Genomic DNA, 26,115 nt, shown 5'->3' with positions numbered 1-26,115 from the left:
ATTTCATAGCATCACAGGTTCGGGGCCAACAACCGCTCCAACACCTTCTCGTCCATGCCCCGGCGCTGGGCCATGTCGTGCAACTGGTCTTCACCGATCTTGCCGACGTTGAAGTACACGCTGTCGGGGTGGCCGATGTAGAAGCCGCTCACGCTGGCGGCGGGCATCATGGCCAGGCTTTCGGTCAGGGTCATGCCGATTTCCTCGGCCTGCAACACGCGGAACAGCTCGCTCTTGGCGCTGTGGTCTGGGCAGGCGGGGTAGCCGGGCGCGGGGCGGATGCCGTGGTACTTCTCGGCAATCATGTCGTCGTTGCTCAGCGCTTCACCGGTGGCGTAGCCCCACAGGTCGGTGCGCACGCGGTGGTGCAAGGCTTCGGCAAAGGCTTCGGCCAAGCGGTCGGCCAGGCTCTTGAACATGATGGCAGAGTAGTCGTCCAGCGCGTCGATGAAGGCTTTTTCCTTCTTTTCGATCCCGAGGCCCGCCGTCACGGCGAACAGGCCCGCGTAGTCGGCAATGCCGCTTTCCTTAGGCGCCACAAAGTCGGCTAGGCAGCGGCTGGGGCGCGTCACGCCGTCGATGGTGTGTTTCTCGGCCTGCTGGCGCAGGCCGTACCAGGTCATGGCCACTTCGGTGCGGGTGTCGTCGGTGTAGAACTCGATGTCGTCGTCGTTCACGCTGTTGGCGGGCAGCAGCGCCATCACGCCGCTGGCTGTGAGCCACCGGCCTTCGATGATTTTCTTGAGCATGGCCTGGCCATCGGCGAACACGCGCGTGGCCTCCACGCCCACGATCTCGTCGGTGAGGATGGCAGGGTACGGACCGGCCAGGTCCCAGGTCTGGAAGAACGGGCCCCAGTCGATGTACTTGGCCAGCTCGCCCAGGTCGAAGTTCTTGAACACGCGGCGGCCCAGCGCGCGGGGCACGGCGGGCTGGTAGGCCGACCAGTCCACGGGCGTCTTGTTGGCGCGGATCTTGGCCAAGGGCCACAGGGGTGTGGCCTTTTTGTTGGCGTGCTGGGTGCGCACCTTGTCATAGTCGGCGTTCAGCTCATCCACGTAGCTCTGCACGCCGTCGCCCAGCAGGCTTTGCGCCACGCTCACGCTGCGGGACGCATCGGGCACGTAGACCACGGGGCCTTCGTAATGCGGAGCGATCTTGACGGCGGTGTGCACGCGGCTGGTGGTGGCGCCACCGATGAGCAGCGGGATCTTCTTGATGCGGAAGTGCTCGTCCTTCTGCATCTCGCCGGCCACGTACTGCATCTCTTCGAGGCTGGGCGTGATCAGGCCCGACAGGCCCACGATGTCGGCCCCCTCGACCTTGGCACGCGCCAAAATCTCGTGGCAGGGCACCATCACGCCCATGTTCACCACCTCAAAGTTGTTGCACTGCAGGACCACGGTGACGATGTTCTTGCCGATGTCATGCACGTCGCCCTTGACGGTGGCAATGACGATCTTGCCCTTGCTACGCACATCACGCCCGGCCAACTCGTCCTGGCGCTTTTCTTCTTCGATGTAGGGGATCAGGTGGGCCACGGCGCTCTTCATCACGCGGGCGCTTTTCACCACCTGGGGCAAGAACATCTTGCCCGCACCAAACAAATCGCCCACCACGTTCATGCCGTCCATGAGCGGGCCTTCGATCACATGCAGCGGGCGGCCGCCCTTGGCCAGAATCTCGCGGTAAGCCTCTTCGGTGTCTTCGGTGATGAAGTCGGTGATGCCGTGCACCAGGGCGTGGCTCAAGCGCTCACCCACGGTCTTGGGGTTGTCCGGCGTGCCGCGCCATTCGAGCTTTTTGCTCTCGTCCTTGGCGCCGCTCTTGGCGGTTTCGGCGATCTCGACCAGGCGCTCACCCGCGTCGGGGCGGCGGTTGAGCACCACGTCTTCCACGCGCTCGCGCAGCACGGGCTCCAGGTCGTCGTACACGCCCACCATGCCCGCGTTGACGATGCCCATGTCCATCCCGGCCTTGATGGCGTGGTACAGGAACACGGTGTGGATGGCCTCGCGCACGGGGTCGTTGCCGCGGAAGCTGAACGACACGTTGGACACCCCGCCCGACACCTTGGCGCCCGGCAGGTTCTGCTTGATCCAGCGCACGGCCTCGATGAAGTCGACCGCGTAGTTGTTGTGCTCTTCAATGCCGGTGGCCACGGCAAAGATGTTGGGGTCGAAGATGATGTCTTCGGGCGGGAAGCCGACTTCATCGACCAGGATGCGGTAGGCGCGCTCGCAGATTTCGATCTTGCGCTCGTAGGTATCGGCCTGTCCTGTTTCGTCAAACGCCATCACCACCGCTGCGGCGCCATAGCGGCGCACCAGGCGAGCCTCGTGCTTGAATTTGTCCACGCCCTCCTTCATGGAGATGGAGTTGACGATGCCCTTGCCCTGCACGCATCGCAGGCCAGCCTCGATCACCTCCCACTTGGAGCTGTCCACCATGATGGGCACGCGCGCGATGTCGGGCTCGGACGCGATGAGTTGCAAAAACCGCACCATGGCGGCCTTGCTGTCGAGCATGGCCTCGTCCATGTTGATGTCGATGACCTGTGCGCCGTTCTCCACCTGCTGGCGGGCCACGGCCAGGGCTTCTTCGTACTGGCCGTTCAAAATCATGCGCGCAAACGCCTTGGAGCCGGTGACGTTGGTGCGCTCGCCCACGTTGACGAACAGGGTGCCCTCGCCAATGGAGACAGGCTCCAGGCCAGAGAGTTTCATGGGAGGGACGGAAACAGCAGACATAGGGCTCACCTGTGCAGGAACACGGACAAAACAGGTGAGCGTCGTTACGGGGGGGCTGTGCCAGAGGGCTGGGGCCCAAGCCTGACGGCTTCACCATGGCGGTGAGGCCGCTGCAACGCTCCTTGGGCAGCGTGGATTTTACCGGGTCAGCGCACTGGCAGGAACTGCAGAAAACTGCCCCCCACAATCCCCTGTACATAGCTGATGGCGGCGCGGCGGTACTTTTCGGTGGCCACAGCGGCCAGCAGATCAAGCCGCGCGATGATCTTGCCGAACTCGCGCTCAAAGCTCAGGTTGCGGCCCTGGGGCCCTATCTCGTCGGCCAGCAGCAGCGGCTGGCCCTGGGCATTGCGGCGCTGGGCCAGCAACCACACCGCGCTCTCCACGTTGCGCGCGGCGTTGTACAAGTGCTGCGCATCGATGCTGTCGAGCAAGAAGAACTCTGTCTTGCCCCCGTGCGCCGTGATGAGCATGTCGGCCGTGGCGTGGATGAAGGCGCCCACGCGGTCACCAGTGAATTCAGGCGCCAGAGCCAGTGCCATGGCGGCGATATCGCGGCGCCCCTGCAGCGTCGGCCAGGCCTGGCGCAGGACGATGGCATCGCGCACCAGGTCCATGGCGTGCTCGCGGCTGATGGCGCTGGTCTTGCGCCACTCGGCGGGGTTGCGGCGATAGAGCTTGTCCATCAGCAGGTACAGGCTCGCCAGGTTGTCGCGCATGGCCAGCGTGGCCATGCGGTTCACGTCCGACTGCGCCAGCTCACCGGCCGAAGTGGCCGAGCCCTTGACTTCGCCGCGCTGGGTGTGCGCCGTGCTGGAACAGCCCGCCAACAAGGCGCACAGCAGGGCAAAAAGAGGCAGAAGGGGCAGAGACAGAAATGAGATGGACCCATGCATCGTGGCGCCATTATCAACAGCGCCCAGCCCCCACGGGCAGATGGAGCGGGCGCTCAGGCCGTCGCGGCCTCAGTGGCGGTTTGCGCGGAAGCCGTAGCCGACGCGGGCAGCCCGAACAGGTGGTCGAACACCCAGTTGAACACGAACGTGTAGCACAGGAAAAACACGATCAGCCCCAGGTCCATGACGAAGGCCTGCCACAGGCTGACCTGGAACCACCAGGCGAACAGCGGCACCAGCGTGAACACCAGCCCGCCCTCAAAACCGATGGCATGCGCCACGCGCCGCGCTGTGCTGCGCCCGCGCACCGCCTGGCGAGACTCCCAGCGCTCAAAAGCCCAGTTGAACACGATGTTCCAAATCACGGCGATCACCGATGCTGCCACCGCCACCACGCCCGAGTGGCCCGCGCTCTGGCCTGTCAGCAGGGCCAGCCCCACGGTGGCAGCGCCAATCGCAATCAGCTCGTACAAGCTGACGTAAATGATGCGGCGCTTGACGCCTTGCAGGCCGAAGAGGGTCGGTGTTTTGTCCATGGATGGCACTTTATGTGCATTCATCTGACATATAAAGTCAGCTTCTTTCAGATTAATTGACAGATCAACCCCATGGCCTTTTCTTCCGACAGCGTGCAGGTGTTCTTGGCCGCGCTGGACCACGGCTCGTTCTCGGCCGCTGCGCGGGCGCTGTCGCGGGTGCCTTCGGCGGTGAGCATGACCATCGCCCACCTGGAGGCCGAGCTGGCCGTGCAGCTGTTTGACCGCAGCGGGCGCGAACCCCGGCCCACGGCCGCAGCACGGGCGCTGGAGCCCCAGGCGCGGCTGCTGGCCGGGCAGTTGCAGCAGCTCAACGCCCAGGCGCTGGCGCTGACACAGGGGCTGGAAGAGCGCCTGACCCTGGCGATTGCGCCCGAGTTGCTGGCCTCGCGCTGGACGGCGCCGCTGGCCGCGCTGGCGCACGAGTACCCGCTGCTGCAGGTGGAAGTGCTGACGGCCCCGCAGGTGGATGCGCTGGCGCTGCTGCACAGTGGGCGGGCCCAGCTGGCGCTGGTGTTTGAGCGGCCCAGCATCGACGGGCGCGAGGGGTTTCAGGAAGTGGGCACCGAAACCCTGGTGGCCGTGATGGCGCCAGACCACCCGGTATTGCAGGGCGCACGCGCGTCGGCATTGGCCCGGGGCGAGCCGCCCGAGCGCGCCATGCTGCGCGAGGAGCACCTGACCACCACGCGCCAGATCGTGGTGGCCAGCCGCGACCTGGCGCAGACCGACCCGCGCTTTGTGTTTGCCCGCCACCACTGGCGCACCGACAACCACCTGGCCGCGCTGGGCCTGATCGAGGCGGGCCTGGGCTGGGGCTGGCAGCCGCGCGCGCTGGTGCAGCCGCGCATCGCGGCGGGTTCGCTGGTAGAGATGCCGTTTGAGAACCTGAGCAACGGTGTGGCGCTGTGGGTGGATGTGGTGTGGTCCAAGGAGCGGCCCCTGGGCCTGGGGGCGCGGCGCTTTGTGGCGCTGATGGAAGGGGCCACGGCCCCTGGGGCGCAGGCCTGACGCCAAGGGCCAGCCCAAGGCCCGGCCCAGGCCAGTGCCATTCCTGCGGGCGTCAAAAGACATCAAAGGCAAATACGAATTAGTTGCATTTGCATGGATAATGGCGACCCCTTGCCTTTTTGGGCCCGCCTCGGTGCGCAGTTTGCTGCCCGGCGGGCCTGTTCACCGCCCCTTCACCATGCACTCCCTGATCCATCGGCCTGCGCGCCATCCCCGCCTTTCGGCCATTGCCCACGCCAGCGTGGTGCTGTGCGCCTTCACCGCCACAGCGGCCCTGGCCCAGCAGGCAGCGGCCCCTGCGGCCTCTGCCGAGGCCAGCCCCGCCTTGTCGGAAGTGCAGGTGCGCGAAACCTCGGGCAGCAGCGGCTACCAGGGCGCGCAGCGCAACACCGCCGCCACCCGCACCGACACCCCGCTCATCGAGACGCCGCAGTCCGTGCGCGTGGTGCCCCAGCAGCTCATGCAAGACCTGGGCGCCCGCCGCCTGGCCGACACGGTGGACTTTGTCAGCGGCATCACCCGCCTCAATGACTTTGGCGGCACCTGGGACAACTACGCCATTCGCGGCTTCAGCAACACCGATGGCGGGCAGCTGCTTAACGGCTTTGCCTCCAACCGGGGCTATGGCCCGCAGCGCGACGTGGCCAGCGTGGAGCGCGTGGAGTTCCTCAAAGGCCCCGCCGCCGCCTTGTACGGCAGCAGCGAGCCCGGCGGCACGCTCAATGTGGTCACCAAAAAGCCCCAGTTCACCGCCGCCAACAAAGCGGGCGTGCAGGTGGGCACCCTGGGCTATCGGCGTACCACGCTCGACAGCACCGGCCCGCTGGGCACGGACGTGGCCTACCGCCTGAACGTGGCGGCTGAAGACGGCGCCAGCCGCTCGAACCTGGTCGACAACCGCAAAATGGTGGTGGCCCCGGCCCTCACCTGGAACCTGAGCCCCAACACGGTGCTGAACTACGAGGCCGAATTCATCCGCATCCGCACCCCGCTGGACCGGGGCCTGGTGCAGGTCAACGGCAACGTGGGTGCCCTGCCGCGCGACCGCTTCCTGGGCGAACCCGACCGGGGCAATCTGCATGTGAATGGCGACACCCACCAGATCACGCTGGACCACGACCTGGGCAGCGGCTGGCGCACGCGGCTGGGCGCGTCGTACCGCGAAACCGAGCTGTACGGCAACGCCGTGGACTTTGGCACGGGCCAGCTGGGCGTGCTGGGCAGCGACGGCCGCACCCTGGCGCGCAGCGACAGCTGGCGCAGCCTGCCTTCGCGGGACACGTCGGTGCAAGCCGAAGTGGAAGGCAAGGTCACCACCGGCGCGCTGCGCCACACCGTGCTGGCGGGGGTGGACTCGTGGCGGCTGACGTCGGGCCAGGACATTCGCTATTCCACGCAAAAGTACCCCATCGACATCTACAACCCCACCTACGGCACCGTCACCGGCAGCACCTTGGCACAGGGCTACCTGCTCAATGACCGCCTGCGCGCCACCGGCCTGTTTGCGCAAGACCAGATCGACCTGAGCGCCCAGTGGAAGCTGCTGGCCGGCGTGCGTTTTGACAGCTACCACCAGGACAACCAAGACCTGATGGCGGGCACGCGCCAAGTGCACTCCTACTCGGCCACCACGCCGCGCATCGGCCTGACCTACCTGATTGACGCCAACACCTCGGTCTACGCCTCGGCGGGTCGCTCGTTCCGCCCCAATGCGGGCACGGACGAAAACGGCAACGCATTCGAGCCGCAAAAGGGCAAGGCGTTTGAGCTGGGCGCCAAGTGGCAGTCGCCCGACCAGCGCCTGAACGCCAACGTAGCGCTGTTTGATATTCGCAAGACCAACGTGCTCACCCGCAGCCCCACCAATGCCAACTTCAGCATTGCCGCTGGCGAGGTGCGCAGCCGAGGGCTGGAGCTGGACGTGGCCGGGCAAATTGACACCCACTGGCGCATGACGGCCAACCTGGCCTACACCGACACCGAAGTCACCCGCGACAACAACGCCGCCCTGCTGGGCAAGCGCCTGCTGAACGTGCCGCGCGTCAGCGCCGGGCTGTTCGCCATCCGCGAAGACCAAGCCCCCTGGGGCGGTCGCTACGGCATTGGCGGTGGGCTGGTGCACGTGGGCGAGCGCACAGGCACCGCTACCGATGCCTACCGCCTGCCCGCCTACACCACGGCGCGCATCACCAGCTACTGGCAAATCGACAAGCGCACGCGCCTGACGCTGGACGTGCACAACCTGTTCGACAAGACCTACTACACCGCCTCGTGGGGCAACCTGACGGTGATCCCTGGCCTGGGCCGCCAGGTGGTGGCCGGGGTGCAGGTGGCGTTCTGACCGGCGCAGGCTAGGTTATAGGTAAAAATGCTGCTAGCGCTTATTGAATAAGCGCTAGCAGCTATATTTTTAATAGCATTTTATGGCATGAATGTCCGGTGAAGGACTCGGCTGGTATCGTGGCGCCAACGCCCTGCCAACCCCCACACCGGAGAGCCACATGCCCTCACCCCATGCCCATGACGCCCTTTGGGGCGTCGCCCGCCACAGCCTGGCCCCGCGCTGGGCGCCCTGGCAGCCCGAGCCGGGCAAGCCGTTTGCGCTGGACGCCATCGACCCCGGCGCCAAGCCCTTTTCTACCGGCAGCAAGGCCGAAGACAAAGCGGCGGTGGAAGCCCTGGCCGTGGAGCTGGATGCGCTGCAAAACCTGTTTTACGCCGACAAGCGCTACAAGCTGCTGGTGGTGCTGCAGGGCACCGACACCTCGGGCAAGGACGGCACCATTCGCGGCGTGTTCGGCCGCATGAGCGCCCTGGGCGTGCACGCCGTGGGCTGGAAGGCCCCGACCGAGCCCGAGCTGGCGCACGACTACCTCTGGCGCATCCACCAGCAGGTGCCACAGGCAGGTGACATCACGGTGTTCAACCGCAGCCACTACGAAGACGTGCTGGTGCCCGTGGTGAACGGCTGGATCACGCCCGAGCAGCACCAGCAGCGCCTGGCGCACATCAACGACTTTGAGCGCATGCTCAGCGAGACGGGCACCATCGTGCTGAAGTTTCTGCTGCACATTGGCAAGGACGAGCAGCGCGAGCGGCTGCAAGAGCGCCTGGACGACCCGGCCAAGCACTGGAAGTTCAGCATGGGAGACATTGCAGTGCGCAAGCAATGGGGCGACTATCGCCGCGCCTACGACACGCTGCTGGGCGCCACGCACACGCCCTGGGCACCGTGGACCATCGTGCCCGCCAACTCCAAAACCCACCGCAACCTGATGATTGCCACCGTGCTGCGTGCAGTGCTGCAGGGCCTGCCCTTGCGCTACCCCACAGGCGACGCGGCGCTGGAGCATTTCACGGTGGAGTGATCCACCGGGCGGAGGTGCCGCCATGCCCAGAGCGTGCCCTGGGCATGGCGCACCCCCTGCGCGCGCTATCTCGATTTCAACCGATCACACCAGCTTGTGGCCGCAGTGCTCGCAAAAGCGGTCATCGGCCTGCACCTCGCCATGGCACTGGGGGCAGGCTGGAGCGGCGGGCGCTGTGGATGCCGCAGGTGCCGCCGTGGCGGGTGCTACCGCTGCCGCCGAGGGCGTTGCAGCAGCGGACGCCACGGGCGCTGCCGCGGGGGCCTGGGCTGGTGCAGGGCTGGCCGTATTCGTCGTATTCGCCGTGTTGTGCGCGGTAGTGGCGGCCGTGGCGGCGGCTGCGGCCGCAGCGGCTTGGGCCTGGGCTTTTTCCTTGAGGTCCGCCACCTTGCTGTTCACTTCTTTGAGGGCTTCGTCTGCAGAGTCACGGATACTGCCCAGATCCACCTTCTCGGAAAACTCGCACCAGGTGAGCACGCCCACCATCAGCGGCAGCAAAAAGACAAACGCCGAGGCCAGCGCAAACACCAGGCTGAAGCCCACGCCCGCACCCATCACATGGCCCGAGGCGCCGCCCATCATGACGGCCAGCGGGTTGAAGCCGCCACCCATGCGGCCGCCCATACCGTAGCCCATGCCCCCACCAAAGTCACCGCCCATGCCGACCACGGCCGCAAACATGCCGCCCACCGTGAACGAGGCCGAGGTGAGCAAACCAAACAGCATCGAGGCAAAGATGGCCGACAGCAGCATGCCGCCCACGATCTTGCCGATGGCCGCAAACGGGTACTTGCGCGTGATGTGCCAGGCGATCGACAGCGAGTGCATGACGCGCTCACCGTCCCACAGCGCAGGCCCGACGATGGACGAGGCCACATACAGCGCCAGCATCAGCGCCGCCATCAGCAGCACCGCCACAGGCACCACCACCACCAGCAGCAACGGCCCAAGCACCGGGATCTTGCAGACAAAGAACACCACGGCCAGGGCCAGGAACACGGCCAGCACGCCCAGCCCCATCACCAGGCCCGCGCCCAGCAGCTTGGGCAGGCACAGCAGCCCGGCCATGAAGTACCCCACCAGCCCCCGGTAGGGGCGGCCCCGGGCCAGGTCAGACAGGCATGCGCCCGCCCCGCTGACACCCGCCATGCCCACCACCACGGCCACGATGGCAAACAGCAGCGTGAAGCCAAACCACACGCGGGCCATGACGCCGCCCAGCGCAAACACCAGGGCGGCCACCAGGAAGGCGGCGGCCATGACCGCCATGGCGGGCCAGCAGGTCAGCGCCTCGGGCAGGCGGTAGATGGAATACGGGTTGTCGGTGCGCGCGGGCGACGGGTTCAGTGGTGCATTCGGCGCTGGGTTGGGCGGTTGGTTCATGGTGTTTTCTCCCTCGGTAAATCGTCAGTTGTTGGTATGGGTGCAGGCCCGGCGCAGTGCCCTTGCACCCCTCATACAGATTCGCGTTCTCTGGATCAAGACCCCATCCGTTCGCGCTGCCCTGGTCGATGCCTCGCACGGCGCTCCGGCAAGCTCAGCGTGACCGGGTTTGTATTCTTGAACGCATCCCGGTATCAGTTGGCGTAGGGGTCGTTGTTGCGGCTGCTCATGGGGCAGTCCGGCACGCGGCCCCAGTGGTTGCCGCAGTGCTGGTGGCGCGCTTTCACCACGCACACGCCTTTGCTGAACATGTTGTCTTCGCGGTCGCACTGGCGCAGCGCCGCACGCAGGGGGCCCAGGCCATCGGCAGGCGGCGCGGTGATGACGGTGACTGCTGGCGGCTGCGGGGCGGGCGCCGGGGCGTTGGACAAGGTGGGCGGCGCCGGGGCCCGCGAGCCCGCGTGAGGCCAAGGCGGCTCGTTGGCAGGCTGCGCACCGGGGCGTGGCTTGGGCGGCTTGGGGGCGGCTTCACTGGCCTTGGGCGCGGGCTTAGCGGTAGCGGCTGGCGCTGGCGCAGCGGCAGCCACGGGGGCGGGTGCCACCACCTGCGGTTGCAGGGGTTCGGTCACCACGGCGGGCGATGCCACCGGCGCTGCAGGTGCGGGCTCTGGCAGGGCAGCGGGCGCAGCCACCACAGGGGCGGCGGGGGCCGATTCGATCACGATCTTGGGGCCGGACGCTGGTGCAGCGTCTGCCATCTGCGTACCCGCCTGCTGTGCCACGGCGGGCTGGCTTTGCGGCTTGGCCACCAGCAGCCACCAGGCCAGGCCGGCCACCACGGCCACACCGGCAAAGCCCATGGCGGCGTACTTCAGGGCACCGCCCGGTGCGGAAGAGGCCACGGGCTCCTCAGGCAACGGCCAGGCCGAGGCGGGTGCCGCCGGGCGTGGAGCGGGCGCTGCGGCTGCCGGGGCGGGGGCAGGGCTTGCCGCCGCCGGAGTTGCCGAGGTGGCTGGGGCCCGCACGGTGGGCACGGGCACTGCGGGCGTAGCAGGCGCCGCACCAGACGCTGACGCAGAGGAAGCCACGGCTGGGACTGCGGCCACCGCTGCGGCAGCCGCCGCAGGCGCTTCGGGCACCGGCGCGGCAGCTTCGGCGGCCACGACCGGCTCGGCGGGGGTGGGGGCGGGTACTGTGGGTGCGGGCGCCGCGTGGACTTGCGTGGCGGCGGGGGCCTCGGCGGCCATAGGCACGTCCAGCAGCAAGTCCATTTCTTCCTCTTGCGCCGACGCTACAAACTCCAGCGGCGCAGGCCGGGTGTCGGCATCGGGGTCCGAGGGGCCATCGTCCAGGTCGAAGTCCATGTCCAGCTCCAGCACGGGCTCGTCTTCCGGAGTGGTGCTGGGCGATGGCGCAGCGGAAACTGGGGGCACGGTGGGAGCGGCCACAGCGGGCTGTGGGGCCACCAGGTTTTCGCCGCACTGGCCGCAAAAACGCGCACCGGGTTTGCACGGGGCCGCACAGGCGGGGCACACCGTGCTGGTGACAGCTTCGGCGGCTTCAGCGGGTTGGGGGATCAGGGCTGTGCCGCAACCCTTGCAGCACTTGGCGCCATCGCGGTTCACGGTGGCGCAGGCATGGCAGTTGACACTCATTGGCGGACCTTGTTGGAGATTGGACAGACTGCACGCTGACCCCCAGGGCCGCAGCCAAGGCGCTGGCCCGGTCTGCCGCTGCGCCGGGCTGCGGGGCATGAAAAACACCCACCCCTCTCAGGCCGTGTTCTTCGCGGGGTTGCAGGTGCTTTGGCGCCCGAGTCTATCGGCCAAATGTTAATCACCGGTAACAAGCGCAAGCCACGCGCCTTGCAACGCGTGCAGGGCACAAAAATTGCACAGAAATCGGGGTTTCGTGCGCTGCCCAGGCCGCTCTTTTTGACCTTTGTCACTTTATGCATCAAACGCATAACCCGCAAACAGACTGGCCTTGGACACCGCAACACCGCAGGCATAAGCTTCGCGCCTTGAACTGGTCCCACAAGGAAATTACATGTCAAACCCCTCTGGCGCACCCGCCGCACCCGCACACCCCCTGCCCTCTTACCTGCAAGCCGATCATCTCGGCCCCTGGGGTAACTACCTGCAGCAGGTCGACCGCGTCACCCCCTACCTCGGCAACCTGGCGCGCTGGGTAGAGACCCTCAAGCGCCCCAAGCGCATCCTGATCGTGGACGTGCCGATTGAGCTGGACAACGGCACCATCGCCCACTACGAAGGCTACCGCGTGCAGCACAACCTGAGCCGCGGCCCCGGCAAGGGTGGCGTGCGCTTCCACCAGGATGTGACGCTGTCTGAAGTGATGGCCTTGTCGGCCTGGATGTCGGTGAAGAACGCGGCGGTGAACGTGCCCTACGGCGGTGCCAAGGGCGGCATCCGCGTGGACCCTAAGAAGCTGTCGATGGGTGAACTGGAGCGCCTGACGCGCCGCTACACCAGCGAGATCGGCCTGCTCATCGGCCCCTCCAAGGACATCCCTGCGCCTGATGTGAACACCAACGGCCAGATCATGGCCTGGATGATGGACACGTATTCGATGAACACCGGCGCCACCTCCACCGGCGTGGTCACCGGCAAGCCCGTGGACCTGGGCGGCTCGCTGGGCCGTGTCGAGGCCACCGGCCGCGGCGTGTACACCGTGGGCGTGGAAGCCGCCAAGCTGACCGGCCTGGCGCTGGACGGCGCCCGCGTGGCCGTGCAGGGCTTTGGCAACGTGGGCGGCATTGCCGCCAAGCTGTTTGCCGAAGCGGGCGCCAAGGTGGTGGCGGTGCAAGACCACACCGGCACCATCTTCAACAGCAAGGGCGTGGATGTGCCCGCACTGCTGGCGCATGTGAAGACCCGTGGTGGCGTGGGCGGCTTTGCCGGCGCCGATGTGATGAAGGCCGAAGAGTTCTGGGGCGTGGATTGCGAGATCCTGATCCCTGCCGCGCTGGAAGGCCAGATCACCAAGGACAACGCGGGCCAGATCAAGGCCAAGCTCGTGATCGAAGGCGCCAACGGCCCCACGACCACCGAGGCCGACGACATCCTGCACGACAAGGGCGTGCTGGTGCTGCCCGATGTGATCGCCAACGCCGGCGGCGTGACGGTGAGCTACTTTGAATGGGTGCAGGACTTCTCCAGCTTCTTCTGGAGCGAAGACGAGATCAACGCCCGCCTGGTGCGCATCATGCAAGAGGCCTTTGCGGGCATCTGGCAAGTGGCGCAAGAGCACAAGGTGAGCCTGCGCACTGCCACCTTCATCGTGGCGTGCCAGCGCATCCTGCATGCCCGCGAAATGCGCGGCCTGTATCCATGATGCCTGCCGTGGTCTGAATTTTTTCGCAGCGCTGGCCCACCGCCAGCGCCCCGAATCCAGGTGCGCCACAAGCGCCCGGCAAAGCCGCCCTCACCACAGGGCGGCTTTTTTTATGCCTGCCTCTTTTCTTTCTTGACGGGCCATTGAGTCGGCATCTTTGCACATGAGAAATCCGTTCGGGCTGAGCTTGTCGAAGCCCTGCGCGACGCTTCAACAGGCTCAGCGTGAACGGTTTGCGCAAGTTCACGCCGAGCCCGTGCGCAGCGTCAAGCCCGATCTATCGGAGGCACCGGCTCCACCCGCATGGCATGGCAAAACGGCTGCTCGCAAGGCGCGCGGCCTGCGTAGGGGCAGCCGGGGGTGTCGCAATGGCCCCGTGCACGGCGGCGCTGTTCCGCCTCTTCCTCATCGCGCCCGTAGCCGCTGGCTTGCAGCGCCAGCATCTGCAACCACGGGTCGTTGCGCGAGTGCAGTTGCTCGCGCCCGTACACCAGGCTGGCGGCGGCACCCGCCCACGGGGCCAGCTCCAGCGCCAACAAGGCACTGGTGTGCCCCCCCACGGGAGCACCACCGTGCGCATCGCCCGCCAGCACCGTCGGCTGCAAGACCAACGCAAACAAGCCGCCCGCCAACGCCTGGGGCCGCCCGGCAAAGGCGGCCTGCAGCGTGCTGGCAGAGCCCGGTGGCGCTGCGGCAGGCGCGGCAGGTTGCGCCTGCAACCACGCCGCTGGTACACGCAGCGTGGCGGAGAAAACGCGCTCGCCCTGCTCGGTAAGCACACGGCCCTGGCCCACCAGCCAGGTTTGCAGCGGGGGCACATCGACATCGGCAGCCACGCCACCGCCCGCCGCAGGCCCCCAGGGCTGCGCCACCACCACGCGCGGTGGCGCAGCAGGGGCAAGCTGCTGCACCAGCGCCTGGAGCAGCCCCCGCATGGCGGGCGACACGCCCTGCGCAGACCATGCAGCACCCTCCACCGCTTCAGCGCCGCCAGCAGCCGCGGCCGCCAAGGTGGCTGCAGCCGCAGGGGGCAAAGGCGCGGCCCGGGGCGCGGCCGGTGCTGCGTTGCCCTGCGCAACCCCACCCTGGCCCTGCGCCTGCAGCGCCTGGCTGGCGCGGGGCGACAGGCTCACCCGGTCGGCCTGCGCCGGGTCACGGGCCCCCTCGGGCAACGGCGGCGGGGCCAAAGGCGTGGCAGGGATTGGCGTGGGGGACGGCGGAGCCCCAGGGGTGGGCGCCGCTACACCGGTGCCCCCTTTGTCTGCGCCCAGCAGCATGTTTTGCCGCTGTAAAGCAGCTTCGGCCAACACCTGGGCTGCGGCGGGCACAGGGCTGCGGGGGGGATCCATTTGGATGGACATGGCGGCAAGGCGGTGTGGCTGAACGGTGGGGCGCAAGGCCAAGCCTGGCCCAGTGCAGCGGAGATGCCAGATTCTGTTCCCATTCAACCCGCATGAAAAGCCGCTACCCATTCACTATCAAAACAATAGCTGCCAGCGCTTTCATATCAAGCGCTAGAGGCACTTTTTATTCAAAATATTTCGGGTTTGGCAGACAATCGGCCCATGCCCCACGCTGCGCCACCCACACCGCTGCCCCGCCATCGCCCCAACCCCCACCGTGGCGTGGCGCCCGCGCTGCTCGCCGCCGTGCTGGGCTACCTGCTGCTCAGCGCCTGGGTCTACGCCCCCGCGTGGGAGCGCGCCTTCCGCTCGGACGCCTCGCCCGTGGCCTGGCTGTCGAGTGCGCTGCTGCTCACGCTCAGCATCACCGCCCTGCGGCTCGTGGGCGAACGCGCCCTGCCCCGCCTGCTGGGCGCGTGGCTGGCGGTGGCGTTTTTGGTGCTGGCGCTGGACGAGCAGTTCATGCTGCACGAGCTGTGGAAGTTTCGCTGCCACGAATGGACCGCCGCCTGCCAGTACAGCACCGTGCGCGAGGCCCCCATGCTGGCCGTGGCCGCCATCGGCCTGCTCACCTTGGCCTGGCTACACCACGCCTTGGGCCACCGCAGCACGCGAGCCCTGCTGTGGGCGGGCCTGGCCGTTGGCTGGCTAGCGATTGGCGTGGACCAGTGGCCTGAAGCACAAACGCACTGGCCCTGGCTGCCCGAGCTGCCGCCGCTGCTAGCCACCCTCGAAGAGGCGTTGGAAGTGCTGGCCGAGGCGCTGGTGCTGGCGGCGCTGTTGCGGCAGCCGGGCACCCAGGGGTGATCCCGCACGGACACAGCCCCAAATACTTGCATTCATGAGGCACCACATGCGCTGCATCCAACGCATTTCCACCACCATCGCCTGCCTGACCATGGCAGCGGTGGCATACGCCCAGCCGCCTGAATTTGCCAGTGCCAAAGCAGCGGTCGCTGTCCTGTTTCCGCAGCAGACTTTCGTGGAATGGACCTCCACGACAGGCGACTGGAACAGCGATGGCGTCCAGGACCTGGCCCTGATCCTCAACGAAGTCAATGGACCCTCGGATGCGCCGATGGAAATCCGCCTCGTGGTGCTAGCGGGCACGCCAGGCGGCCAATACACGCTCCTGTCTGCCTCTGCCAGCTATTGCAGGGCACAGAAGTTCTTCAACCTGGAGGCCAAGGGCTCATCGCTTTTTGTCACCGCTGTGGACAAGGCAGAAGACAACGCATCGGGCAACACCACCCTGCAGTTCCGCTTCAACCCAAAGCGTGGCGACTTTGAGCTGATCGGCAGGGAGAACGTCTGGAATGCAGGCAAAGAGGAAGGCCGCACCAGCGTGAACTACCTGACAGGCAAGTTCATCACCTCTGAACGGGTCAAAGGGCGCCTCAAGGTCAGCAAGGAAAAAGACTTTAGAGTGCCGTCTTTGGCGGTGCTCAGCAGGTTCAACTGCGATGCCTACGATGATGGGGTTTCGCCGTGATTGCGTTTCAGGGGGAACATACCGTTGGCGAAAACTGCAGGCTCTGGGCAGCCATCAAAATCCTCCGAGATGCAGGAGCCTGCCGCAAATTGCAGGGATGCACTCCAACCCCACAAAAGAGATCTTCATGAAGCATTTGTCCACACGGTTGGTGATTGGCGCATTCCTCAGTGGGCTCCTGCTGGGACAGGCGTTCGCCATGGAGGACCGCCCCATCTCAAAAGCCGCACGCGACGTGCTGTGGAAGGGCGCAGAGACAGCGCTGGCGGGATGCAGCCGCCCGCTGCCAGCCCCACGGTGCCCTGGCGGTGCACTGCTGCGGGCCAGCAAGCCGCAGGTGCTTCAAGACAACAACAGCGGTGACAAGTTCAGCATTCAGGACGCTTATTACCCAGGTATGTCCTTCACGATCAGGGCCAAAAAGGTGATATCGCTGGAACTCACGGGGCCGAACTGGCCGGTGCCTTTGGGCTTGACCGTGGGGGCCGACGGCGCACTGGTGAGGCAAAAGCTGGGACGCCCGTCGATGGATGGCACCACAGGCACTGTGCAAAGTCTTTCGTACTGCGAGCGAGAGAATTGCGTGGCATTTCTGGTGGACGCCGGCACAGGCCGCATCAGTCGCGTGTCTTGGAGTTTCTACTACGACTGAGGCGCTACCTTGGGCTGCCCATGGCATGTGTGCACCGCTGAACGGCCAAGCGCCTGGGGCCACATTGTGCGTGTCGCCCTGAATGATCTAAGGAGGTAAAAGTGAGCAACGTGAGCGAATTGAAATGGTGGGAAGAGCACGAACGCCTGTGGAGTGAACTCGTCCCTCAGTCAGGACAGGCCACCTCTGTGCAAGGCGAGCTGATTCGGTGCACAGGCAGGTTCTCGGACGAGGCCCACCGAAACGGCAACGCGAACTGGGATGAGGGTTACGAACGCATGCTCGCCTTCGTTGCGCAGAGCCTGGACGATCCGAACACGTTCGACGCACAGCAAAGAGCGAAAGTACGCGAGGCCATTCAATCCATCCACGCTGCGATTGATGCGCCAGACCTCTCAGGCCATGGCAGCGCGCTCTATTTCCTCAGCGAAATGGCAGTGCGTTGGTGTTTGAAAAATCCTGCCTTGGTCACGCATACCTACGACCCACACCTAAAGCGGTGAGGCGCTGCTTGCGTGGGTGGCAGGCGATCACCCAAGGTCATTGATGGGTGGCCTTGCACGCTCGCTTGCCCCACACCCCTGGTTACGAACACCCCTGACCCAGCCAGTAACTCGCCTGGGACCACTGGCCCATGCTTTGCATACTGCGCACAGGCACTTTTCAACATCAGCGTTAGTTGCACTGCAACAAAAATGCGCTGATCGCCGGTAGGGTGTATTTTTGTTCGGGGTCGACATCGGGGCCGTCACCAGAACGACGGTACTCCCCTCCATCAAAGGCCAGATACACGGCCCACGTGATGCGACTGATTTCGGTGTCCAGCGCCGTCGCCAGACTCCACACGTTGTTGATGATGCGGTCAGCGTCATCGAAAGACAACTGTCCGTCGAAGTATTCCCTAGCGACAAAAATCGCTACCTCATCGAGCAACTGGGGGGCTGGTAACGCTGCGTTGACAGCATGGAGTTGGAGATCTGTATGCGACACCCCTTCGCCGGCAAGCTGATTCAAGACACGTCGCAAATACATGATCGACTGACTCCAAAAGACAACTACTGGCCAAAGCTGACCTCAACCTTCTTCCTCACGTGCACTCCTGGTCCACCCAATACCCCGCCGGAAACCACTGGCCGTTGATATTGAGGTACCAGCGCCAATCAAAAATGGGCTCAAAGCTCATGCCTCCAGGCGAGGGGGTGTCGATGCGCAGGATGTCGGCCACGCCGTCGCGGTCCAGGTCGATTTCGTGCACCAGCACGGCGGTGTTCTTGCGTTGGGGCTGGGGCCGAAAAGGCGGCTCGGCGGGCATCATCCAGCTGGTGGGGTAACGCTGGGTCTTGACCTTCACGGCGTCGGGCGGCAGCTTGCCGGGCACCACCAAACGCACCAGCACTTCGGAGGTCTCTGACATCTTGGCGTAACCACGCACCGGCGTGGTTTCGTCGTTGCGCGGGTCGTCAAAGCCCTTGCCGGGATAGTAGCCGCCGCAATAGTGGTCGGCGTTGCTGATGTCCCAGTACCGCTGGCTGAGCGTGCGCGCACCGACCAGGCCCTGGTGGGAAATGGCATACAGAGTCAGCGCCGGGGCAAAGCCCAGGTTGGCAGCCCCCACATCCCAGAAACCCGTCACAAACTCGATCTCCGGGCCGCTGTGCCGGTTGAAGCTGCCGTAGGGCGCTTCGGTGGGGATGACGCTGATGCGGGTGCCTGCCACCGCAGCCAGGCCATCGGCGTCGGTCTCGTGCAGCAGGGCCACGCTGGTGTGGCTGCGAAAGTACGACGGCGCGATGGAAGGCAGCGTGGGCTTTTTGGCCAATGGCGCCACGGCGGGGATGTGGTCCTGGGCACGGGTCGCCAGTTTCAGATCGTCCAGCGGGTTGACGGGGCGGCCCCGGTCGATTTCCTGCTCGGGCCGCGGCTGCACACCGCCACGCATGAGCTTCTTGGCCGCTTCCCACTCGGCGCGGGTGGGGTACTGCACCGGCATTCTGGGCGGGTGGCTCTTGATCAATGCCGCCAGCTGCAACTCGGGCGGGCGCGGCAAGGCATTGCCGTAGGCACGCAGGCGGTTGGGCGATGGGGCCACCCAGAAGGCGCGGGCAGCGTCTTTACCAGCCTGGGCCAGCGTAAGGGGCTTGTCCGCCAACAGGTTGCAGGCCACGTGGGCCTGCAAGGGCTCGGGCAACGGCGGTCCCAGGCGCGCATCGCCTGCGTAGAGCACGGCGCACCAGCCATCGCGTTCGGTGAGCTGCTGCAGCACCGTGTTGGCGGGCACCTGGGCCACGATGCGAGACTGCGGCTGGGCCGACTCGCGCAGGTTGACCCATGAGCCCTGCACGTAGCGCGGTTTGGCGGGCGCCACGCCTGGCGCCGTCTGCTGGGCGCTGGCGGGCGACAGGCAACACAAGGACGCCCAGAGGGCAACAACAGACAAACGAAAGCGTTCGGGGTGCAGCATGGTCGGTTCGCGGGTGGGTCGCAAAGGGAACGCGCCCCACAGGCCCGCAGGCGCGTGGTGAAGGGCGCCGTGGCATCGTAGTGCAAGGTGTGAACACCCCGCAATGGCGCGTTGCGCTCCCGCCTCGGCCACCCGCTCAGTGCACCGCCTTACCGCTTGAAGAACCCCGTGGCCGAGGCCTTCCACTTGTCCACGGTGTCAGCGCCTGCGGCCAACAGGGGCTTGGCAGCCGACGCGTCGGCCGCGCCCGCAGCGGCATCAGGGCCGCCATCGGGCAGTGCTGCGGCCGTTGCCGTGGCTGGCAATGCCTTGGCTTCGCGGTCGTACTGGCCTGCCAGGATCTGGCGGTAGGCATCGCTGTGCGCGTACTCTTTGAGGGCCTTCAGGCGCAGCGGAATGAAGGGGTGCGTGGTGCTGGAGTTTTCGAGGATCGACACCAGCAGCACCAGTTTGTTGACCTCTTTGTGGGCCTCGGTCTGTGCAATGGTTTCTTCGATGTTGCGCTCGTCCTCGTACCCCGCCACCTTGCCCGAAAGCTGGGCCAGCGCGCTCAGGCCAGGGGCGGCGTCTTGCACGCACAGCAGGCCCGCACGGTCGCAGGTGAATTCGGCGCGGCGGTACCACTCCCAGTAGGCCAGCAGCAGCGGTATGCGCAGCAGGCCCACACCGGGGATGGGCACGACGGACGACAGGATGTCCCAGTAGCGGATCAGCATGTCGCCCAGCTGGCGGTACAGGCCATGCGCGGCCTTGATGTGGCCGATTTCGTGGCCGATGACAAAGCACAGCTCGTCGGGCGTGAGGGCCTCGACCAAGGCGCTGTGCAGCACGATGCAGGTGCGCCGCTGGCCCGAGGTGTAGGCGTTCATCTCCGGGTTGGTGGTGATGTACACATCAGGCACCTTGCACGAGAGGATGGCGCAGCAGCGCTCGACCAGTGCAAACAACGAGCCATAGTTGTTGGCATTGACCCGCACCATCTGCTCGTTGTTGTTGAGGTGGGTGATCTGCTCGGAGAAATTGGCGTCCAGCCAGGCCAGCAACGGGCCGGCGCCGGGGATGGCCTTGAGCGCGGCCAGGGCCTCCTGGTCACCGGGGTAGGTGAACGAGGTGTAGGAGATGTCGGAGAGAACGACCTGGTGGCTGGAGTACACCAGGGCATCGGCGTGTTTGAGGGCGGGCATGGATCGCTTTCTGTGGGAAGGTCTCAGAGCCGCGATTGTTGCCAGCCCCTGCGGGCTCGCAGGGGCCTGCGCCCGTCAGAAACGCCAGTGCAGTGAACTAGTTCCGCATTGGCCCATTGAATACCTCGCACATGGGGCACACCGTTGCGTGCGGGCATCAGACAGCGGCCCCAGGCGGCATCGCCGCCTTGCCTGGATCAATGCGCGGCCAGTGCCGCTTCGGCCGGTGCAGCGGGTGCCGCTGTGGGCTGCGACTCGATCACACGGGCCAGCAAGGCGCCGCTGTAGAGCGCAGGCAGCGGAATCCACACGCGCACGGGGCTGCCCTGGGCCACTTGCACAGGCTGGCCTTCCAGGTTGCGCATCTCCTGCAGCCGCACGGTGATGTTGCCGCTGGGGTGCACCACTTCGATCAGGTCGCCCACGGCGAAGTGGTTCTTGGTTTCGACCAGCACCCATTCCTGGTTCAGGCCGCTCAGGCCCGCTTCGGCCAGGCCCTCGGTACCGAGCACTTCGCCCACGTACTGGCTGCGCTGCGTGAGCGAGTGGCCGCTGATGTAGTTTTGGTAGTCGTTGCTGGGGCGGCGCTCCAGCAGGCCGCCGGTGTAGCCCCGGTTGGACAGGCCTTCGAGCTCAATCAGCAACTCAGGGTTGAAGGGGCGGCCCGCAACGGCGTCGTCGATCGCGCGGCGGTACACCTGGGCGGTGCGGGCCACGTAGTACAGGCTCTTGGTGCGGCCTTCGATCTTGAGCGAGTCCACGCCGATCTGCGCCAGGCGCGCCACATGCTCCACCGCGCGCAGGTCCTTGCTGTTCATGATGTAGGTGCCGTGCTCGTCTTCCATGATGGGCATCATTTGCCCGGGGCGGCCCGCTTCTTCGATCAGGTATACCTTGTCGGCCTTGGGATGGCGCTCGCCGTTGCCGGTGGTGGAGGCAAAGGACTGTGCGGCCTTTTGCTGCGCGGCCTCGAAGTTGAAGTCACCTTCCATCTTCTGCGCAATGGCTTCGCCGGTGGTCGGGTCGATGTCGGCGTCGTGCGTGGCGTAGTTCCAGCGGCAGGCGTTGGTGCAGGTGCCCTGGTTGGGGTCGCGGTGGTTGAAGTAGCCGCTGAGAAGGCAGCGGCCCGAGTACGCAATGCACAGCGCGCCGTGCACGAACACTTCCAGCTCCATGTCGGGGCATTCCTGGCGGATCTTTTCGATCTCGTCCAGGCTCAGTTCGCGCGAGAGGATGACGCGCTCCACGCCCATCTTCTGCCAGAACTTCACGGCCGCCCAGTTGGTGGTGTTGGCCTGCACCGAGAGGTGCACCACCTGCTCGGGCCACTTTTCCTTGACCATCATGATCAGGCCCGCGTCGGCCATGATCAATGCGTCGGGCTTGCAGTCAATCACGGGTTCGATGTCGCGCAGGTAGGTGCGGATCTTGTCGTTGTGCGCAATCAGGTTGCTGGTCACAAAGAACTTCTTGCCACGCGCGTGGGCCTCGTCAATGCCTTGCTTGATCTGCTCCAGACGGAACTCGTTGTTGCGCGCGCGCAGGCTGTAGCGCGGCTGGCCTGCGTACACGGCGTCGGCGCCAAAGTCGTAGGCGGCGCGCATCTTGTCGAGCGAGCCAGCAGGCAACAGCAGTTCGGGGGCTTTGAGGGTGGTCATGGGGTGGCCCAATCTAAAAATCGTCGGTGTCAGGTCAGCGGGGCATCACCGATAGGCCCGCGAGGGTGCCCACGGCCTGCGGAAACTCTTCGGCGTCGAAGGCCTTGTCGCCATCGGCGTCGGCCATGCCATTGGGCACCATGCCCTTGAAGTCGAACTGGCGCGTGTCCATGAAGTGCGAGGGCACCAGGTTGCGCAGAGCCACGGCCATGTTCTCGATGCGGCCGGGGTACAGCTGCTGCCAGTCGCGCAGCATCTGGCCGATCTGCTTGCGCTGCAGGTTCTCCTGGTTGCCGCACAACGAGCAGGGGATGATGGGAAACTGCTGGATCTCGGCCCAGCGGGTCAGGTCGCTCTCGGCCACATAGGCCAGGGGGCGGATGATGAGGTGGTCGCCCCGGTCGCTCTGCACCTTGGGCGGCATGCCCTTGAGCTTGCCGCCAAAGAACATGTTCAAAAAGAAGGTCTGCAGCATGTCGTCGCGGTGGTGGCCGAGTGCAATTTTGGTGCAGCCCAACTCGTCGGCCACACGGTACAGAATGCCCCGGCGCAGGCGGCTGCACAGGCTGCACATGGTCTTGCCCTCGGGGATGTGCTCTTTAACGACGCTGTAGGTGTCCTGCGTTTCGATGTGAAAGGGCACGCCCACCTTCGCGAGGTAGTCGGGCAGCACATGGGCCGGAAAGCCGGGCTGCTTCTGGTCGAGGTTGACGGCCACCAGTTCAAAGCGGTGGCCGTTGCGCTGCTGCAGCTTGTGCAACACGTCGAGCAGACCATAGCTGTCCTTGCCGCCCGAGACGCACACCATCACCTTGTCACCGTCTTCGATCAGGCCAAAGTCGCCAATGGCCTGGGCCACCTGGCGCACCAGGCGCTTTTCGAGCTTGATGGCTTCGCGCTCGGCCGCAGGGTCTGCCGACGGCTCAGCAGCGGGCGCTGCATGGCTCGCATCGATGGGCAAAGCAGCGGCAAATGGGGTTTCAGCGGTGGAGAGCATGGATCAAGGCAGTGGGGGACCGCAGGGCGGTAGCAAGGCACAAGCAGGGCAAAAAAGCCGCCAACGCGGCACAGGGGCCGCCGCCCCAACACCATGCCTGTGGGCATCGCGCAATCAGGGTGGCAGTGGCAAGGCCCTTTGCCTGTGGGTTGTTAGCTATGTTTTTAATAGCTGCCAGCGCTTACCAATCAAGCGCTGGAGCCGTATTTTCTTACAAACCCGGTTTTTCTCAAACATGGCGGATGCAAAACCGGGTTGAGGCCAGTGGCTCCATCCACAGCAAGGCCCGCTTGGCGCCTGACGGGGCACCAGTCCTGTCGGCCCTGTCAGGCCTCTGCGGGGTAGAACATCTTGCGCGCAGGCACCGTTTCCACCGCGCGGGCGATGGCGCCAATGTGGTCGGGTGTGGTGCCGCAGCAGCCGCCCACGATGTTGACCAGCCCTTCGGCGGCAAACTCATGCACCAGGCGGCTGGTCACCTCGGGCGTTTCGTCAAAGCCTGTGTCGCTCATGGGGTTGGGCAGGCCTGCGTTGGGGTAGCAGCTGATGAAGGTGTCCCCCGCCACGCGGTTGAGCTCCTGGATGTAGGGGCGCATCAGCGTGGCGCCCAGCGCGCAGTTCAGGCCAATGGCCAGCGGGCGGGCGTGGCGCACGCTGTGCCAGAAGGCCGTCACGGTCTGCCCGCTCAGGATGCGGCCCGACGCGTCGGTGACCGTGCCGCTGATGATGATGGGCAGGCGCTCGCCGCTTTTTTCAAAAAATTCGTCAATGGCAAACAGCGCGGCTTTGGCGTTGAGCGTGTCGAAGATGGTCTCGACCAGCAGCACATCCGAACCGCCTTCGACCAGGGCCTCGGTCTGCTCGTAATACGCAGCGCGCAGTTGCTCAAAGTCGATGTTGCGTGCGCCAGGGTCGTTCACATCGGGGCTGATGCTGGCCGTCTTGGGCGTGGGGCCGAGGGCGCCCGCCACAAAGCGGGGCTTATCGGGCGTGCTGTACTTGTCGCAGGCAGCGCGGGCCAGCTGCGCAGACTTCAGATTCATCTCGCGCGCCAGCTCGGCCATCCTGTAGTCCTCTTGCGCCACCGTGGTGGCGCCAAAGGTGTTGGTCTCGATCAGGTCGGCCCCGGCAGCGAGGTAGCGCTCATGGATGTCACGGATCACATCGGGGCGCGTCAGGCTCAGCAACTCGTTGTTGCCCTTCACATCGCGCGCAAAGTCCTTGAACCGGTCGCCTGCACCGTCAGGCCCGGTGTAGCCCTCGCCCCGGTACTGGGCCTCACCCAGCTTGAAACGCTGAATCATGGTGCCCATGGCACCGTCAAGAATGGCAATGCGTTGGGCAAGGATGCCGGGAAGCTGCTGGGCGCGGGTGTAGTGAAGGGCTTGCATCCCTCCATTGTAGAAACCACCCCAAGGCAAACGGCTGAATCGCCCCTATTGAGGCAATAACCGTCATATATGATCCCCCGCGCCGGGATCAGCCACGGCAAAAACAATTCTCTAACAAGACACGAAAGAGGGGGAACCGCTACATGCAGTCCAAACGCTCGATGTCCATGGCACTGCCATTGGCCGCACTTACATGCATTTTTTTGGTCGGTTGCGCTGGCCCTGCGCCCAACTACGCGCCATCAATTGACAACGTTGAAAAACTGAAGAAAGCAGACGTTTCTGCCGCCAAGGTAGGGGTTTTTGACACCAAAGCAGGTATGCAAAACGCAGACGCCATTGGGTTGCGCGCAGCATCTCTGGTGTCTCCTGTCGGCAAAAACTATGGTGACTATTTGGCCGCCGCTTTGCGCGCAGAGCTGGAGATGGCCAAGCTGCATGCGCCAGCATCGCCTCTCGAGGTCTCGGGCAGACTGCTGCAAAACAACATTAACGCAGGTGGTATCAAAACCAATGATGGCGTCTTGGAAGCCCAGTTTGTTGTGAAGAACGGATCTGAGTTGCGCTACGACAAGGTCAAGAAGATCACACGGCAGTGGGACGGCGCCTTCGCAGGAGCTGTCGCTATTCCACAAGCTGCAAACAATTACCCCCTGATGGTCCAGCAGCTTTTGGCCGAGCTGTTTGCCGATCCAGATTTCATCCGTGCACTGAAACAACGCTAAGAATTTGCCATGTCCCAAAGATCTATTTTTCTCGCCTGTGGCCTCGCATTGACGCTCATTTTGGGAGGCTGTGCCCATCCCATCTCTATGGCGCCCAACCTGGAAGCGGTTAAGGCAACACCAGACCAAAACCTGCTTGCAAAGAAGGTGGGTTATCACATCTCTGCGGCATCCCAAACACTCGAAGTAACAACACCAGGCGGTGGCGGCGACAAGGTGCGCTACTTCCCTTACCGCGATATTGAGCCCGGTTTGTACAAGGCATTGGGCACCGTTTTCCGGGATGTAACCAAGATCAAAAACCCTGGGGATCTCGCTGAAGTACAGACCAGCGGAATCCAACTGCTCATCACGCCAGAAATCACAACCAACTCATCTTCCGAAAGTGCGTTTACCTGGCCGCCTACGTCTTTCACCGTCGTACTCAACTGCCAGCTGAAAGACAATCAAGGCAAGACCCTGGACACGGTCCGGGTGGAAGGTGTCGGCAAAGCTGAGTTTGCAGAGTTCAAAGCCAACTTCTCTTTGGCGGCAGTCCGGGCCAGCGAGGACGCGCTGAAGAAACTCACGGTGGCCTTGCGGCAATCCAAGGCACTCGCAAAATAATCTTGCCCTGTGTGTCGCCCCCCCGCGCCCCTGCACGGGGTGGCGACAGAGTTCTTCATATCGCGGCGCGCCAAATGATGCAATGGCGCAAGCCGCGATGTCTCTGTGCCAAGAAAAAGTGCGGAGACATGGGTGTTCTCCCAGCATTCGCTCTGGAACATCAGCCACCGATAGCATCGGTGTACCGGCCAAAACCGATCACCTGAGCCCACACTCCAGGCCCGGCCTCAACCCACTCTTGGCCA

22 protein-coding genes and 1 riboswitch are annotated in these 26,115 nt (G+C 65.0%); of the genes, 10 read left to right on the top strand and 12 right to left on the bottom strand.

From position 1 onward, the window contains the following. Positions 1 to 11 precede the first annotated feature (11 nt). The 3 genes from metH to CLU88_RS15935 all read right to left on the bottom strand — a co-directional run bounded on the left by metH (position 12) and on the right by CLU88_RS15935 (position 4,182). Entirely contained in the window at positions 12 to 2,750 is a 2,739-nt protein-coding gene (metH, locus tag CLU88_RS15945) for a methionine synthase (RefSeq protein WP_099657428.1), read from the bottom strand. 29 nt (positions 2,751 to 2,779) lie between these two features. Continuing rightward, a riboswitch (S-adenosyl-L-homocysteine riboswitch) is annotated at positions 2,780 to 2,880 on the bottom strand. Positions 2,881 to 2,896: 16 nt separating this feature from the next. Continuing rightward, a complete protein-coding gene (locus tag CLU88_RS15940) occupies positions 2,897 to 3,646 on the bottom strand; it encodes a hypothetical protein (protein WP_099657427.1) in 750 nt (249 codons plus the stop codon). A 53-nt stretch (positions 3,647 to 3,699) separates the two neighbouring features. Then, on the bottom strand, positions 3,700 to 4,182 hold the full coding sequence (locus CLU88_RS15935) for a PACE efflux transporter (RefSeq protein WP_099657426.1): 483 nt from the start codon (positions 4,180 to 4,182) through the stop codon (positions 3,700 to 3,702). A gap of 72 nt (positions 4,183 to 4,254) precedes the next feature. Between CLU88_RS15935 and CLU88_RS15930 the strand changes: the two genes are divergently transcribed. The 3 genes from CLU88_RS15930 to CLU88_RS15920 all read left to right on the top strand — a co-directional run bounded on the left by CLU88_RS15930 (position 4,255) and on the right by CLU88_RS15920 (position 8,561). Continuing rightward, the gene (locus CLU88_RS15930; protein ID WP_099657425.1) at positions 4,255 to 5,193 is read left to right on the top strand and encodes a LysR family transcriptional regulator; all 939 of its coding nucleotides are present in this window, start codon (positions 4,255 to 4,257) and stop codon (positions 5,191 to 5,193) included. A gap of 178 nt (positions 5,194 to 5,371) precedes the next feature. Then, positions 5,372 to 7,534 carry a TonB-dependent siderophore receptor gene (locus CLU88_RS15925; RefSeq protein ID WP_099657424.1) on the top strand — a complete coding sequence of 721 codons (2,163 nt, stop codon included), beginning with the start codon at positions 5,372 to 5,374 and terminating at the stop codon, positions 7,532 to 7,534. 160 nt (positions 7,535 to 7,694) lie between these two features. Further along, positions 7,695 to 8,561 carry a PPK2 family polyphosphate kinase gene (locus tag CLU88_RS15920; RefSeq protein ID WP_099658942.1) on the top strand — a complete coding sequence of 289 codons (867 nt, stop codon included), beginning with the start codon at positions 7,695 to 7,697 and terminating at the stop codon, positions 8,559 to 8,561. A gap of 84 nt (positions 8,562 to 8,645) precedes the next feature. On the opposite strand, the gene CLU88_RS15915 is transcribed toward CLU88_RS15920, so the two are convergent. Continuing rightward, the gene (locus CLU88_RS15915; RefSeq protein WP_233205501.1) at positions 8,646 to 9,944 is read right to left on the bottom strand and encodes a zinc ribbon domain-containing protein; all 1,299 of its coding nucleotides are present in this window, start codon (positions 9,942 to 9,944) and stop codon (positions 8,646 to 8,648) included. 194 nt (positions 9,945 to 10,138) lie between these two features. Beyond that, complete coding sequence (locus CLU88_RS15910; RefSeq protein WP_158235612.1) at positions 10,139 to 11,599, bottom strand: zinc ribbon domain-containing protein; 1,461 nt, start codon at positions 11,597 to 11,599, stop codon at positions 10,139 to 10,141. 394 nt (positions 11,600 to 11,993) lie between these two features. Here CLU88_RS15910 and CLU88_RS15905 point away from each other — a divergent pair, with 394 nt between their 5' ends. Beyond that, the gene (locus CLU88_RS15905) at positions 11,994 to 13,301 is read left to right on the top strand and encodes a Glu/Leu/Phe/Val dehydrogenase (protein WP_099657422.1); all 1,308 of its coding nucleotides are present in this window, start codon (positions 11,994 to 11,996) and stop codon (positions 13,299 to 13,301) included. 266 nt (positions 13,302 to 13,567) lie between these two features. Here CLU88_RS15905 and CLU88_RS15900 read toward each other — a convergent pair whose 3' ends face one another. Continuing rightward, on the bottom strand, positions 13,568 to 14,662 hold the full coding sequence (locus CLU88_RS15900; protein ID WP_099657421.1) for a hypothetical protein: 1,095 nt from the start codon (positions 14,660 to 14,662) through the stop codon (positions 13,568 to 13,570). Positions 14,663 to 14,866: 204 nt separating this feature from the next. Between CLU88_RS15900 and CLU88_RS15895 the strand changes: the two genes are divergently transcribed. From CLU88_RS15895 to CLU88_RS15880, 4 genes are all read left to right on the top strand, one after another. Further along, positions 14,867 to 15,511: a hypothetical protein gene (locus tag CLU88_RS15895; protein WP_099657420.1), complete on the top strand. Its 645-nt coding sequence runs from the start codon at positions 14,867 to 14,869 to the stop codon at positions 15,509 to 15,511. Between the two features lie 46 nt (positions 15,512 to 15,557). After that, positions 15,558 to 16,196, top strand: coding sequence for a hypothetical protein (locus tag CLU88_RS15890; RefSeq protein WP_099657419.1), 639 nt, complete (start codon positions 15,558 to 15,560; stop codon positions 16,194 to 16,196). Positions 16,197 to 16,323: 127 nt separating this feature from the next. After that, positions 16,324 to 16,848, top strand: a complete 525-nt coding sequence (locus CLU88_RS15885; RefSeq protein ID WP_143226025.1) for a hypothetical protein — start codon at positions 16,324 to 16,326, stop codon at positions 16,846 to 16,848. 101 nt (positions 16,849 to 16,949) lie between these two features. Further along, positions 16,950 to 17,351, top strand: coding sequence for a hypothetical protein (locus CLU88_RS15880; protein WP_099657417.1), 402 nt, complete (start codon positions 16,950 to 16,952; stop codon positions 17,349 to 17,351). 172 nt (positions 17,352 to 17,523) lie between these two features. Here the strand turns inward: CLU88_RS15880 and CLU88_RS15875 are convergent, their stop codons facing one another. The 6 genes from CLU88_RS15875 to CLU88_RS15850 form a co-directional block, all read right to left on the bottom strand. Further along, a complete protein-coding gene (locus tag CLU88_RS15875) occupies positions 17,524 to 17,880 on the bottom strand; it encodes a hypothetical protein (RefSeq protein WP_099657416.1) in 357 nt (118 codons plus the stop codon). 55 nt (positions 17,881 to 17,935) lie between these two features. Further along, complete coding sequence (locus CLU88_RS15870; protein WP_233205500.1) at positions 17,936 to 19,309, bottom strand: SH3 domain-containing protein; 1,374 nt, start codon at positions 19,307 to 19,309, stop codon at positions 17,936 to 17,938. 149 nt (positions 19,310 to 19,458) lie between these two features. Beyond that, complete coding sequence (locus CLU88_RS15865) at positions 19,459 to 20,493, bottom strand: M48 family metallopeptidase (protein ID WP_099657415.1); 1,035 nt, start codon at positions 20,491 to 20,493, stop codon at positions 19,459 to 19,461. A 197-nt stretch (positions 20,494 to 20,690) separates the two neighbouring features. Further along, positions 20,691 to 22,151, bottom strand: coding sequence for a tRNA 5-hydroxyuridine modification protein YegQ (yegQ, locus tag CLU88_RS15860; RefSeq protein WP_099657414.1), 1,461 nt, complete (start codon positions 22,149 to 22,151; stop codon positions 20,691 to 20,693). Positions 22,152 to 22,185: 34 nt separating this feature from the next. Then, positions 22,186 to 23,148 (bottom strand): tRNA 2-thiocytidine(32) synthetase TtcA, encoded by a 963-nt coding sequence (gene ttcA / locus CLU88_RS15855; protein ID WP_099657413.1) that lies wholly within the window; start codon positions 23,146 to 23,148, stop codon positions 22,186 to 22,188. Between the two features lie 326 nt (positions 23,149 to 23,474). Continuing rightward, the gene (locus tag CLU88_RS15850; RefSeq protein WP_099657412.1) at positions 23,475 to 24,539 is read right to left on the bottom strand and encodes a homocysteine S-methyltransferase family protein; all 1,065 of its coding nucleotides are present in this window, start codon (positions 24,537 to 24,539) and stop codon (positions 23,475 to 23,477) included. A gap of 143 nt (positions 24,540 to 24,682) precedes the next feature. Between CLU88_RS15850 and CLU88_RS15845 the strand changes: the two genes are divergently transcribed. Then, complete coding sequence (locus CLU88_RS15845) at positions 24,683 to 25,264, top strand: hypothetical protein (RefSeq protein WP_233205499.1); 582 nt, start codon at positions 24,683 to 24,685, stop codon at positions 25,262 to 25,264. 9 nt (positions 25,265 to 25,273) lie between these two features. Continuing rightward, positions 25,274 to 25,870 carry a hypothetical protein gene (locus CLU88_RS15840; protein ID WP_143226024.1) on the top strand — a complete coding sequence of 199 codons (597 nt, stop codon included), beginning with the start codon at positions 25,274 to 25,276 and terminating at the stop codon, positions 25,868 to 25,870. Positions 25,871 to 26,115 lie beyond the last annotated feature (245 nt).

This window comes from Acidovorax sp. 56 (assembly GCF_002749705.1).
In the GTDB taxonomy this organism is placed as follows: domain Bacteria; phylum Pseudomonadota; class Gammaproteobacteria; order Burkholderiales; family Burkholderiaceae_C; genus Acidovorax.
The sequence above is the reverse complement of the archived record's forward strand: the minus strand, read 5'-3'. Positions and strand labels throughout refer to the sequence as shown.

What these genes read in the sequence shown, in the direction of transcription:
- CLU88_RS15900 (WP_099657421.1), bottom strand. Translation starts at nt 14,662, where the DNA reads ATGTCCATCCAAATGGATCCCCCCCGCAGCCCTGTGCCCGCCGCAGCC.
- CLU88_RS15885 (WP_143226025.1), top strand. Translation starts at nt 16,324, where the DNA reads ATGAAGCATTTGTCCACACGGTTGGTGATTGGCGCATTCCTCAGTGGG.
- CLU88_RS15910 (WP_158235612.1), bottom strand. Translation starts at nt 11,599, where the DNA reads ATGAGTGTCAACTGCCATGCCTGCGCCACCGTGAACCGCGATGGCGCC.
- CLU88_RS15935 (WP_099657426.1), bottom strand. Translation starts at nt 4,182, where the DNA reads ATGGACAAAACACCGACCCTCTTCGGCCTGCAAGGCGTCAAGCGCCGC.
- CLU88_RS15920 (WP_099658942.1), top strand. Translation starts at nt 7,695, where the DNA reads ATGCCCTCACCCCATGCCCATGACGCCCTTTGGGGCGTCGCCCGCCAC.
- CLU88_RS15905 (WP_099657422.1), top strand. Translation starts at nt 11,994, where the DNA reads ATGTCAAACCCCTCTGGCGCACCCGCCGCACCCGCACACCCCCTGCCC.
- ttcA (WP_099657413.1), bottom strand. Translation starts at nt 23,148, where the DNA reads ATGCTCTCCACCGCTGAAACCCCATTTGCCGCTGCTTTGCCCATCGAT.
- CLU88_RS15870 (WP_233205500.1), bottom strand. Translation starts at nt 19,309, where the DNA reads ATGCTGCACCCCGAACGCTTTCGTTTGTCTGTTGTTGCCCTCTGGGCG.
- CLU88_RS15930 (WP_099657425.1), top strand. Translation starts at nt 4,255, where the DNA reads ATGGCCTTTTCTTCCGACAGCGTGCAGGTGTTCTTGGCCGCGCTGGAC.
- CLU88_RS15940 (WP_099657427.1), bottom strand. Translation starts at nt 3,646, where the DNA reads ATGCATGGGTCCATCTCATTTCTGTCTCTGCCCCTTCTGCCTCTTTTT.
- CLU88_RS15845 (WP_233205499.1), top strand. Translation starts at nt 24,683, where the DNA reads ATGCAGTCCAAACGCTCGATGTCCATGGCACTGCCATTGGCCGCACTT.
- CLU88_RS15895 (WP_099657420.1), top strand. Translation starts at nt 14,867, where the DNA reads ATGCCCCACGCTGCGCCACCCACACCGCTGCCCCGCCATCGCCCCAAC.
- CLU88_RS15865 (WP_099657415.1), bottom strand. Translation starts at nt 20,493, where the DNA reads ATGCCCGCCCTCAAACACGCCGATGCCCTGGTGTACTCCAGCCACCAG.
- CLU88_RS15875 (WP_099657416.1), bottom strand. Translation starts at nt 17,880, where the DNA reads ATGTATTTGCGACGTGTCTTGAATCAGCTTGCCGGCGAAGGGGTGTCG.
- metH (WP_099657428.1), bottom strand. Translation starts at nt 2,750, where the DNA reads ATGTCTGCTGTTTCCGTCCCTCCCATGAAACTCTCTGGCCTGGAGCCT.
- CLU88_RS15915 (WP_233205501.1), bottom strand. Translation starts at nt 9,944, where the DNA reads ATGAACCAACCGCCCAACCCAGCGCCGAATGCACCACTGAACCCGTCG.
- CLU88_RS15840 (WP_143226024.1), top strand. Translation starts at nt 25,274, where the DNA reads ATGTCCCAAAGATCTATTTTTCTCGCCTGTGGCCTCGCATTGACGCTC.
- CLU88_RS15850 (WP_099657412.1), bottom strand. Translation starts at nt 24,539, where the DNA reads ATGCAAGCCCTTCACTACACCCGCGCCCAGCAGCTTCCCGGCATCCTT.
- CLU88_RS15925 (WP_099657424.1), top strand. Translation starts at nt 5,372, where the DNA reads ATGCACTCCCTGATCCATCGGCCTGCGCGCCATCCCCGCCTTTCGGCC.
- yegQ (WP_099657414.1), bottom strand. Translation starts at nt 22,151, where the DNA reads ATGACCACCCTCAAAGCCCCCGAACTGCTGTTGCCTGCTGGCTCGCTC.
- CLU88_RS15890 (WP_099657419.1), top strand. Translation starts at nt 15,558, where the DNA reads ATGCGCTGCATCCAACGCATTTCCACCACCATCGCCTGCCTGACCATG.